At 73.5% G+C, this 10,619-nt stretch carries 8 protein-coding genes; 3 read left to right on the top strand and 5 right to left on the bottom strand.

Annotation, left to right across the window (positions count from 1 at the left end; translation table 11 throughout):
• Positions 1 to 372: 372 nt before the first annotated feature.
• From ACFRAR_RS36840 to mmuM, 5 genes are all read right to left on the bottom strand, one after another.
• Positions 373 to 1,968 (bottom strand): FAD-dependent oxidoreductase, encoded by a 1,596-nt coding sequence (locus ACFRAR_RS36840; protein WP_380704479.1) that lies wholly within the window; start codon positions 1,966 to 1,968, stop codon positions 373 to 375.
• A 174-nt stretch (positions 1,969 to 2,142) separates the two neighbouring features.
• Entirely contained in the window at positions 2,143 to 3,663 is a 1,521-nt protein-coding gene (gene glpK, locus ACFRAR_RS36835; RefSeq protein WP_380704476.1) for a glycerol kinase GlpK, read from the bottom strand.
• Positions 3,664 to 3,761: 98 nt separating this feature from the next.
• Positions 3,762 to 4,481 (bottom strand): MIP/aquaporin family protein, encoded by a 720-nt coding sequence (locus ACFRAR_RS36830; protein ID WP_380704474.1) that lies wholly within the window; start codon positions 4,479 to 4,481, stop codon positions 3,762 to 3,764.
• Positions 4,482 to 4,796: 315 nt separating this feature from the next.
• Positions 4,797 to 5,561 (bottom strand): IclR family transcriptional regulator, encoded by a 765-nt coding sequence (locus tag ACFRAR_RS36825; protein ID WP_380704472.1) that lies wholly within the window; start codon positions 5,559 to 5,561, stop codon positions 4,797 to 4,799.
• A 141-nt stretch (positions 5,562 to 5,702) separates the two neighbouring features.
• Entirely contained in the window at positions 5,703 to 6,638 is a 936-nt protein-coding gene (gene mmuM / locus ACFRAR_RS36820) for a homocysteine S-methyltransferase (protein ID WP_380704470.1), read from the bottom strand.
• 191 nt (positions 6,639 to 6,829) lie between these two features.
• On the opposite strand from mmuM, the gene ACFRAR_RS36815 reads away from it, so the two are divergent.
• The 3 genes from ACFRAR_RS36815 to ACFRAR_RS36805 all read left to right on the top strand — a co-directional run bounded on the left by ACFRAR_RS36815 (position 6,830) and on the right by ACFRAR_RS36805 (position 10,494).
• A complete protein-coding gene (locus ACFRAR_RS36815; protein ID WP_380704468.1) occupies positions 6,830 to 7,729 on the top strand; it encodes an NUDIX domain-containing protein in 900 nt (299 codons plus the stop codon).
• A gap of 50 nt (positions 7,730 to 7,779) precedes the next feature.
• Positions 7,780 to 8,346 (top strand): NUDIX domain-containing protein, encoded by a 567-nt coding sequence (locus ACFRAR_RS36810; RefSeq protein WP_380704466.1) that lies wholly within the window; start codon positions 7,780 to 7,782, stop codon positions 8,344 to 8,346.
• Positions 8,347 to 8,433: 87 nt separating this feature from the next.
• Complete coding sequence (locus ACFRAR_RS36805; RefSeq protein WP_380704464.1) at positions 8,434 to 10,494, top strand: acetoacetate--CoA ligase; 2,061 nt, start codon at positions 8,434 to 8,436, stop codon at positions 10,492 to 10,494.
• Positions 10,495 to 10,619: the final 125 nt, after the last annotated feature.

Genomic DNA, 10,619 nt, shown 5'->3' with positions numbered 1-10,619 from the left:
GCGGCACCCGTGACCACACGGGTGCCGCCCCTCGGCGTCTCCGCCGGCTCGTGAGCCCGCCGGCCCACCAGCCCACCAGCCCGTCGGCCCGCCGGTCCGTCAGGCCGGCAGCCGCTCCCGGGCCGCCAGGACCACCGTCGCCGCCCGCACGGCGCCCACACCCGTCGGCGCCCGCACCCGTCGGCGCCGGCTCCGGCAGCGCCCGTTCCAGACCTCGGCGAGCGCCCGCGCGACCTCCCGGCCGTGCGCCGCGACCTGCCCGGCCGGCGCCGCTGTCCGGGCCGCGAGCAGCCGGAACTCCGGGAACAGCAGGGCGGGCGGGCGCCCGGGGAGACCCCGGACGCCCGCCCGCCGCGGACGAGCTGCTCGAACCTACTTGGTCCCGCGCTTCGCGAGGAAGGCTTCGACCTCGGCCCGGATCTCCGGGGTGTCGAGCCCGCGCACGGTCATCGTGGTGCGGCGGCGCAGCACGTCGTCCGTGGTGTACGCCCACTCGTTGTCCGCCGCGTACGCGACCTGCGCCCAGACGTCCGGGCCGTCCTCGTGGATCGGCCGGCCGAGCTCCGGGTTCTCGTCGATCATGCGGGCGATCTCGAAGGACAGGGTGCCGTAGTGGCTGGCCAGGTGCTGGGCCACCAGCGGTTCCATCCGCGAGCCCGGCTCGCGGTCGATCAGCAGGCGGTGCGCCACCGCGTTCGGCGCGCCGACGCCCGGCAGCGGGACGGTCGGGGCGATCGGGGACATGTCCTCGCCGAGGCTGGTGCCGGGCACGTGGGCCAGCTTCTCCAGCACGGTACGGCCGATGTGCCGGTAGGTGGTCCACTTGCCGCCGGAGACCGACAGCATGCCGCCGCGGCCCTCGGTGACGACCGTCTCGCGCTTGGCGGCGGCGGTGTCGCCCGGGCCGCCGGGCAGCACCCGCAGGCCGGCGAAGGAGTAGGTGATCAGGTCGCGGTCGAGGTGCTCGTCGCGGATCGCGTGCCCGGCCTCGCCGAGGATCTGGTCGATGTCCGCCTCGGTGGCCCGGACGTCCTTCGGGTCGCCGGTGTACTCCTCGTCGGTGGTGCCGAGCAGGACGTGGTCCTCCCACGGGATGGCGAAGGAGACGCGGTACTTGTCGATCGGGATGGTCAGCGCGGCGCGCCACGGCGAGCGGCGCTTGACGACCACGTGGGCGCCCTTGGAGAGGCGGATCGACGGCGCGGCGCCGGCGTCCTCCATCGTGCGCAGGTGGTCGACCCACGGGCCGGTGGCGTTCAGCACCAGGCGGGCGTCGATGCCGAACTCGCTGCCGTCGAGGCGGTCGCGCAGCTCGGCACCGGTGACCCGGCCGCCGGTGAAGCGCAGCCCGGTGACCTCGGCGTGGTTGAGCACCACGGCGCCGGCGTCGACCGCGGCGCGCACGGTCATCACGGCGACGCGCGAGTCGTTCATCTGGTGGTCGCCGTAGACGGCCACCGAGCGCAGGCCCTCGGTGCGCAGCGCGGGCACCTGCTGGGCGGCGTGCGCGGCGGTGGAGACCCGGCCCATGCCGTCGCGGAAGGCGGACAGCGCCGAGTACAGGAAGACGCCGGCGCCGAGCTTGGCGGCGCCGTGCGGGCCGCCCTTGTAGACCGGCACGAAGAAGGTCAGCGGGTTGACGAGGTGCGGGGCCACGTCGGTGGAGAGCGCGCGGCGCTCCTTGTGGTTCTCCGCGACCAGCTTGACCGCGCCGGTCTGGAGGTAGCGCAGACCGCCGTGGACGAGCTTGGAGGAGGCACTGGAGGTGGCGCCGGCGAAGTCGCCGGCGTCGACCATGGCGACCTTCAGGCCGGCCTGGGACGCGGTCCAGGCGACGGCGGTGCCGAGGATGCCGCCCCCGATCACCAGCAGGTCGTAGGTGGCCTTGCCGAGCAGTTCACGGGTCTCGGCGCGGGAGGCGGTGCGGCCGGCGGTGCGCTCGGCGCCCAGGGTCGGGATGGTTGCCATGGTGGTTGTGTACGGCGCGCGGGTCGGGCGGCGCCGTTACTCCTCTCGGGTGCGGTGCGGCCTCTGCGGGAGAGACCGGTCGGCCCGGTGCGGCGGGCCGGTGAAACACGGGTGCGCCCGGTGCCGGAACAGCGGGCGGCCGGCCGGGGCGCGGGGCCCCGACCGGCTTGTCGGTCAGTTGTTCTCTTCCTCCTCCACCCAGCCCATGGTGCGCTCCACGGCCTTGAGCCACTTCTTGTACTCGCGCTCCCGGGTGGCCTCGTCCATGCGCGGGGTCCACTCGGCGGCGCGGTGCCAGTTGGCCCGCAGGGTGTCGAGGTCGCTCCAGAAGCCGACGGCGAGTCCGGCCGCGTAGGCGGCGCCGAGGGCGGTGGTCTCGGCCACGTACGGGCGCTCGACCGGGGCGTCCAGGACGTCGGCGATGTTCTGCATGAGCAGGTTGTTGCTGGTCATGCCGCCGTCGACCTTGAGGGCGGTGAGCTCGACCCCGGAGTCCTTCTGCATGGCGTCGACGACCTCGCGGGTCTGCCAGGCGGTGGCCTCCAGGACGGCCCGGGCCAGGTGGCCCTTGGTGACGTACCGGGTCAGACCGGCGATCACACCGCGGGCGTCGGAGCGCCAGTACGGGGCGAACAGGCCGGAGAAGGCCGGGACGAAGTAGGCGCCGCCGTTGTCCTCGACGGTGTTGGCGAGGGTCTCGATCTCGGCGGCGGTGGAGATGATGCCGAGCTGGTCGCGCAGCCACTGGACGAGCGAGCCGGTGACGGCGATCGAGCCCTCCAGCGCGTACACCGGGGCCTGGTCGCCGATCCGGTAGCCGACGGTGGTCAGCAGCCCGTGGTACGAGTTGACGATCTTCTCGCCGGTGTTCAGCAGCAGGAAGGTGCCGGTGCCGTAGGTGGACTTGGCCTCGCCCTCGTCGAAGCAGGTCTGGCCGAACAGCGCGGCCTGCTGGTCGCCGAGCGCGGCGGCGACCGGGACGCCGGCCAGGTCGCCGACGGCCTCGCCGTACACCTCGGCGGAGGAGCGGATCTCCGGCAGGACGGCCATCGGCACGTCCATCGACTCGGCGATCTTCTCGTCCCACTGGAGGGTGTGCAGGTTCATCAGCATGGTGCGGCTGGCGTTGGTCACGTCCGTGACGTGCTTGCCGCCGTCGACACCGCCGGTGAGGTTCCAGATCACCCAGGTGTCCATGGTGCCGAAGAGGATGTCGCCGGCCTCGGCGCGCTCGCGCAGGCCCTCGACGTTGTCCAGCAGCCAGCGGATCTTCGGCCCGGCGAAGTAGCTGGCCAGCGGGAGCCCGGTCTCGCGGCGGAAGCGGTCCTGGCCGACGTTGCGGCCCAGCTCGCGGCAGAGCCCCTCGGTGCGGGTGTCCTGCCACACCAGCGCGTTGTGCACCGGCTCACCGGTGTTCTTGTCCCACAGGACGGTGGTCTCGCGCTGGTTGGTGATGCCGATCGCGCGGATGTCGTCCTTGGTGAGGCCGGCCTTCTCCAGCGCGCCGCGGACGACCGACTGCACCCGGGTCCAGATCTCGGCGGCGTCGTGCTCGACGTAGCCGGGCTGGGGGAAGATCTGCCGGTGCTCCTGCTGGTCGACGGCGACGATCCGGCCGTCGGCGCCGAAGATGATGCAGCGGCTGGAGGTGGTGCCCTGGTCGATCGCGGCGATGTAGTTACCGGTGGAGGTCATGGGGAGGGTCCTCGGCTCGGGTTCGGGGATTACGGGGTGGGTGGGCCTGACGCGCTCGATCGGTCAGTCCCCGTGCTCGGCGGGGTCGAACCCGTCCTTTAGAAGATGGCGTTGTAGAGGCCGCCGGCGGCCAGGCCGCCCAGGATCGGGCCGACGACCGGCACCCAGGCGTACGACCAGTCGGAGGTGCCCTTGTTGGGGATCGGCAGCAGGGCGTGCGCGATGCGCGGGCCGAGGTCGCGGGCCGGGTTGATGGCGTAGCCGGTGGGGCCGCCCAGCGAGAGGCCGATGCCGACGACGGTGAAGGCGACCATCAGGGTGCCGGTGCCCGACTGGGAGAGGCCGGAGTTGGTGCCGATGGTGAGGATCGCGAAGCAGAGCACGAAGGTGCCGATGACCTCGGTGAGCACGTTCTGGACCGGGTTCCGGATCTCGGGGCCGGTCGAGAAGATGCCGAGGGTGGGTTCCTTGTTCTCGTTGAACTGGCCCAGGTAGGCGGCCCAGACCAGCACCGCGCCGATGATCGCGCCGAGCAGCTGGGAGCCGAGGTAGAGCGGTACCTGGCTCCACTCGCCGCTCTTGACGGCGAGCGCGATGGTGACGGCCGGGTTGAGGTGCGCTCCGGACTTCGGAGCCGACATGTAGGCGGCGATGAGGACCGCGAAGCCCCAGCCGAAGGTGATCGCCAGCCAGCCGGCGTTGACGGCCTTCGACTTCTTGAGGGTCACGGCGGCGCAGACGCCGCCGCCGAGAAGTATCAGGGCGGCGGTGCCGAGGGTTTCGCCGACGAAGACGTCGCCGTTGGAGAACGCGGACACAAAGACTCCCTTGTCCATATGGCCCGGAGGGTAGGTGGGGGCAGACGGCCGGTCGATCGTTGTGCGGGTGAGCGCACTGTGGGAGTGATCTCTCCGGCCATCGTTCGACAATGTCGACCGCCATGCGGAAGCTTCCTCCCCAGGTCGCCCCCACGTCAAGGCGGGGTTACGGACCTGTGACCCTCACCTCGGGCGGTCCGTCGACGTTACCGAGCGGAGTGTCCGGAAATAGGACAAAACGCCAGAGGCGCGGACAGGCCTCCAGCCCGTCCGCGCCTCTGCGTGACGAATCGACCGCCTCTCCGGCGGTCCCGCTCAGAACCGCCCGGCGCCCAGGTCGCGGGAGATCGCCCGCGCCGCGCTGCGCACCGAGGCCACCAGCGAGGGCTTCACGAAGCCGTCCTCGCAGACCCGCTCCACCGCCCCGCTGACGCACACCGCACCCACCGGGTTGCGCCGCCGGTCCTGGATCAGCGCGCCGATCGAGGCCACGCCCTCCCAGGTCTCCTCGATCGAGTCCGCCCAGCCGCGCTCCCGGATCAGCGCGCACTCGGCGTCCACGTCGCCCGCCCCGGTCAGCGTCCGCAGGGTGTACGACTCGTACGGCCCGTCGCCCAACTCCCCGCGAGCGACCGGGTCGTAGGCCACCAGCACCTTGCCCAGCGCGGTGCTGTGCAGCGGCTGCATCGAGCCCACCTCCAGCACTTGCCGGGTGTCGTCCGGCCGGAACACGTGGTGCACCACCAGCACGCCCTGCTGGTGCAGCACTCCCAGGTAGACCGTCTCGCCGGCCGCCCGGGCCAGGTCGTCCGCCCACACCAGCGCCCGCGCCCGCAGCTCGTGCACGTCCAGGTAGCTCTGGCCGAGCCGCAGCAGCTCGGCGCCCAGCTGGTACTTGCCGCTCTCCGGGTCCTGCTCGACGAACCCCTCCTGCTGGAGCGTGCGCAGGATGCCGTGCGCGGTGCCCTTGGCGAGGTCCAGTGCCGTGGCGACCTCGGACAACCCCAGACGGCGTTCACCGCCGGCCAGCAGGCGCATGATCGCGGCGGCCCGGGAAAGCGACTGGATCGGGCCGGGCATGGGGTACCTCCGCGCTGACAGGCGGTCGACATTGTCGACCGCAGTGGTGACGGGACGAGTCTGCCAGGCCGCCCCGACTCCGCGCACATTCCCCCCGGGGTAACCCGCCCGGATCCCGGCGATCACCGCGTCCGCGTGCCGTCAGCCCACGGGGTGCGCCCGCAGCACCGCCACCTCCGCCGCCAGCGCGGCGATCCCGTCCGTCCCGACCCGGCAGCAGCCTCCCACCAGCCGCGCCCCGTCCGCGAGCCAGCCGCCCACCCGGGCCGAACGGAAGGTCGGCTCCCCGCGCCAGCCCCGACGGCCGGCGTCCCAGCGCTCCCCGCTGTTCGGGTAGACCACCACCGGCTTCCCGGTCACCTCGGCGGCCACCGCCACCGCCCGGTCCGCGTCCTGCGGCGTACAGCAGTTGACGCCCACCGCGACCACCTCGTCCACCCCGGCCGCCAGCGCGAACGCCTCCGCCAGCGGCTGCCCGGCCCTGGTCCGGTCGCCCTCGACGCTGTACGACAGCCAGGCCGGCACCCCCAGCCCGCGCACGAGCTCCAGCAGCGCCCGCGCCTCGTCCGCGTCCGGCACCGTCTCCAGCGCCAGCACGTCCGGCCGGGCCGCCGCCAGCACCTCCAGCCGCGGCCGGTGGAAGGCCGCCAGCTCCGCGACGCTCAGCCCGTACCGGCCCCGGTACTCCGACCCGTCCGCCAGCACCGCCCCGTACGGTCCCACCGAGGCCGCCACCCAGCGCCGCCGCCCGCCCGGCTCGGTCCGCGCCGCCTCCCGGGCCAGCTCCACGCTGCTCGCCAGCAGCCGGGCGGCCTGCGCCCGGCCGACCCCGCGACGGGCGAAGCCCTCGAAGCTCGCCTGGTAGCTCGCCGTTATCGCGACGTCCGCGCCGGCCGCGAAGTACGCCCGGTGCGCCGCCGCCACCGCCCGCGGGTCGTCCGCGAGCAGCCGCGCCGACCACAGCCCGTCCGACAGGTCGTGCCCGGCGGCCGCCAACTGGTTCGACATCCCGCCGTCGAGCACCAGCGGACCGGCGGCCAACGCGGCGGCGAAGTCCGGCGGGGGAGTGGTGGGCATGGCCGCCTCCTCTGGCAGAGTTCCTGGTCACAGCCTAGAAGGTGGGCGCCTTCACCCGAGGGGAAAACCATTTGCCGCTCGGGAAAGCAGTCGCTACGTTGTGCTCAGCCCGAGAAGGACGGCGCCCGAGACGAACAGCACCGGCGAGAACCACCACCCTCGCACCGGCCGGCACGGAAAGGAGCCCGGCGATGGCAGCGGACGGCCAGCCGCCCCCCACCGGGCCCCAGGCCGAGCAGGAGTGGCTCGCCGCGTACGACCCGCGCGCCTACGCCCCGATCGCCGTCACCGTGGACGTGGTCGCCCTGACGTTGCGCGAGGGCAGCCTGCACGTCCTGCTCGTCGAGCGCGGCGCCCCGCCCCACCAGGGCTGCTGGGCGCTGCCCGGCGGATTCCTGCGGGCCGGCGAGGAGGGCCTCGACGAGGCCGCCGCCCGTGAACTCGCCGAGGAGACGGGCCTGCACGGCGCCTCCGAGGCCAGGCTCTGCCGCCTCCACCTCGAACAGCTCGGCACCTACGGCGCCCCCGAGCGGGACCCGCGGATGCACGTGGTCTCCGTCGCCTACCTCGCCTTCGCCCCGGACCTGCCCGATCCCCAGGCCGGCACGGACGCCGCGGCCGCCGTCTGGCACCCCGTCTCCGACCTGGACCTCCGGCCCCACGGCCGGTCCCGAGCCGCTGGTGCTCCCGCCGACACCCACGGGGGTGGCGTCGGCGGGAGCACCGGCCCCGGCCCGCTCACGCTGGCCTTCGACCACGCCCGCATCCTCGCCGACGGCCTCGACCGGGTGCGCGCCAAGTTCGAGTACAGCCCGCTGGCGACCGCCTTCCTGCCGTACGACTTCACCATCCCCGACCTCCGCGCCGTCTACGAGGCCGTCTGGGACGAGAAGCTCCACCCCGGCAACTTCCACCGCAAGGTGCTCTCCGTGCCCGGCTTCGTCGAGAGCACCGGCACCACCACCGAACGCGGCGGCGCCCGCGGCGGCCCCCGAGCCCGCACGTACCACGCCGGCGGCGCCTGCGTGCTGCACCCCGCGCTGCTCCGCCCCACCCGGGACGACACCGCCGACGGCACCGAGTCCCCCTGATCCCCGGCAGCCCCGGCAACACCGCCGACCCACCGGGCTACCATCCGGCCATGACCACTGACGAAGCGACGACCGTCGGCGCCGCGCCCGGAACCGGCCACCGGCCGCACTCCCACTGCCACTTCTGCGGCACCCCGTACCCGCCCGGCACGCGGGCCTGGCCCCGCACCTGCCCCGGCTGCGCCGAGATCAGCTACCGCAACCCGCTGCCCGTCGCGGTCACCGTCCTGCCCGTCACCCGCCCCGACGCCGACCCGGCCCTGGTCGTCATCCGCCGCACCATCGAACCCGGCTACGGCGAACTCGCCTTCCCCGGCGGCTACATGGACTTCGGCGAGAGCTGGCAGCAGGCCTGCGTGCGCGAACTCCACGAGGAGACGGGCATCGTGGCCGACCCGGCCGAGGTCACCCTGATCCACACCGCCTCCGACCCCGACGGCCGCTTCGTCATGCTCTGCGGGCTGCTCCCCGCCCGCCCGCTCGCCGACCTCCCGCCCTCGCTCCCCACCGACGAGACCGAGGGCTGGCTGCTCGCGACCGCCGAAACCGCCCTCGTCTGGGACTTCCACAACGGCGTCCTGCGCCGCTGGTTCAGCGGCGAGTTCACCCCCCGCTGACCTCCGGGCTTCCTCTCGGCGGACCCTGGCGCGGCGGCCGATCACATGGCATGGTCTGCACCGACAGCCCAACCGGACGGGTCTGCCATGAGCCCTCCCGTCCCCACCACCGGCCGGGAGACCACCACCGTGAGCACCCCACCGCAGGACCAGCCGCTCTGGCGCCCCAACCCCGCTCGCGCCGCCGCCACCACCCTGGTGGCCTTCCAGGCCTGGGCCGCCGAGCACCACGGCGCCCCGGCCGCGCCGCTCGCCCCGGCCGCCGACGACCGGCAGGCCGCCGAGCGCTACGCGGACCTGCACGCCTGGTCCACCGAGGACCTCGACCGGTTCTGGACCGCGATCACCCAGTGGTTCGACGTCCGCTTCACCCAGGCCCCCGAAGCCGTCCTCGCCGACCCGGCGATGCCCGGCGCCCGCTGGTTCCCGGGCGCCCGCCTCAACTACGCCGAGCACGCCCTGCGCGCGGGGGTGGCCCCGGCCAACGCCGACCACCCCGCGATCCTCCACCTCGACGAGACCACCGAGCAGCCCGTCGTCCTCACCTGGGCCGAACTGCGCCGCCAGGTCGGCTCGCTGGCCGCCGCCCTGCGCGCCCGCGGCATCGGCCCCGGCGACCGGGTCGGCGCCTACCTGCCCAACATCCCGCAGGCCGCCGTCGCCCTGCTCGCCACCGCCGCCGTCGGCGCGGTCTGGACCAGCTGCGCCCCCGACTTCGGCGCCCGCAGCGTCCTCGACCGCCTCCAGCAGATCGAACCCGCCGTCCTCTTCGCGATCGACGGCTACCACTACGGCGGCAAGGACCACGACCGCACCGAGGTCGTCGCCGAACTGTGCCGTGAACTGCCCGGCCTGCACACCGTCGTGCACGTCCCGCTGCTCGGCGCCCCCGCCCCCGAGGGCGCCCTGACCTGGGACGACCTGGTCGCCGACGACATCGAACCGGTCTTCGAGGCGGTCCCCTTCGACCACCCGCTCTGGGTCCTCTACTCCTCCGGGACCACCGGCCTGCCCAAGGCCATCGTCCAGAGCCAGGGCGGCATCCTGCTCGAACACCTCAAGCAGGCCGGCCTCCACCTCGACCTCGGCCCGCAGGACCGTTTCCTCTGGTACACCTCCACCGGCTGGATGATGTGGAACTTCCTGCTGGCCGGCCTCCTCGTCGGGTCCACGATCGTCACCTACGACGGCAGCCCCGGCCACCCCGACACCGGCGCCCTCTGGTCCGTGGCCGCCCGCACCGGCGCCACCGTCCTCGGCACCTCCGCCGCGTACGTCATCGCCAGCCGCAAGGCCGGGCTGCACCCCGGCCGCGACCTCGACCTCTCCGCCGTCCGCTGCATCGGCACCACCGGCTCCCCGCTCCCGCCGGACGGCTTCCGCTGGATCTACGACGAGGTCAAGCAGGACGTCTGGCTCGCCTCGGTCAGCGGCGGCACCGACGTCTGCTCCTGCTTCGTCGGCGGCGTCCCCACCCTCCCGGTCCACCTCGGCGAGATCCAGGCCCCCTGCCTCGGCGCCGCGGTCGAGTCCTGGGACGTCCAGGGCCACCCGCACACCGACGCCGTCGGCGAACTCGTCGTCACCAAGCCCATCCCGTCGATGCCCACCGGCTTCTGGAACGATCCCGACGGCACCCGGTACCACGACAGCTACTTCGACACCTACCCCGGTATCTGGCGCCACGGCGACTGGATCACCGTCACCTCCCGCGGCACCGTCGTCATCCACGGCCGCTCCGACTCCACCCTCAACCGCCAGGGCGTCCGGATGGGCTCCTCGGACATCTACGAGGTGGTCGAGCGCCTGCCCGAGATCGCCGAGTCCCTGGTCATCGGCCTGGAGGAGCCCGACGGCGGCTACTGGATGCCGCTGTTCGTCGTCCTCGCCCCCGGCGCCGAACTGAACGACGACCTCATCGCCCGCATCCGCACCTCGCTGCGCACCGAGCTCTCCCCGCGGCACGTCCCCGACGAGGTCATCGCCGTCCGCGGCCTCCCGCACACCCTCACCGGCAAGCGGATCGAGGTCCCGGTCAAGCGCATCCTCTCCGGCACCCCGCTGGAGCAGGCCGTCAACCCCGGCTCCGTCGACCACCTGGAACACCTGCGCTTCTTCGAACGGCTCCGCGTCGAGCGCCAGGCCTGACCGGCCCCGCACGCACGAAAGGGGCGTTCCCACCCGATACCCGGGGGTAACCCCCAAATAGCCAACGTGCCCCAACACGCCCCCGAACACCAGCAGCGCCGCGGCCCCCCCCCCCACCGCGCAGT

It is taken from the genome of Kitasatospora sp. NPDC056651, assembly GCF_042792155.1.
Classification (GTDB): domain Bacteria; phylum Actinomycetota; class Actinomycetes; order Streptomycetales; family Streptomycetaceae; genus Kitasatospora.
Note: the sequence above shows the minus strand (reverse complement) of the source record. Positions and strands in the feature narration are given on the sequence as shown.